The organism is Pseudomonas sp. 05T35, from assembly GCF_056396605.1.
In genome coordinates, this window is the sequence record NZ_JBFTLU010000939.1 from 1 (window position 1) to 503 (window position 503).

Below are 503 nucleotides of genomic sequence, written 5' to 3' on the forward strand. Positions count from 1 at the left end.
GCCATGTCGATTTCCCGTTGCAGGGTCTGATCCATGGCAATGCGATTGCCGGTGCCGGTCAGTGGGTCGCGCATTGCACTTTGAGTGGCCGCTCGATACAGCAGGGCGTTGCGCATCGGGAAGAGCAAGGTGGATAGCAGGGATTCGAGGTTACCCTGATCCTTTTCGCTGAAGCGCTGATTGCGACGGAACACCAGATCGCCCAGGTGTGTGCCTTCGTGGCTCAGGCTATAGCTCACCGAGTGATGTCCGCGTTGACCGAACTCCAGACGCAGATCGCTGGTCTTGTGCTGATAGTTCAAGGCGTCCAGTGGCACAAGGCGCTGAATTTCACGGAAAAACAATCCCAGAATGCGCTGCGGCTCAAGGCTGGTTTGCAGTTGCAGGCCCAGTTGCTGGCGCAATTGACCGAGGCTGGCAGGACGCTCCAGGAGGGGCGGCAACTGGCCAAAGCCCAGTCGCTGCATTTTGGCGCTATCGAAGTCGATTGCGTTGGTCTGGGT

General features: G+C 58.4%; 1 pseudogene. It reads right to left on the reverse strand.

Annotation, left to right across the window (positions count from 1 at the left end):
• Positions 1-503, reverse strand: a pseudogene (locus tag AC1DH9_RS30795) (hypothetical protein); the annotation flags it as partial.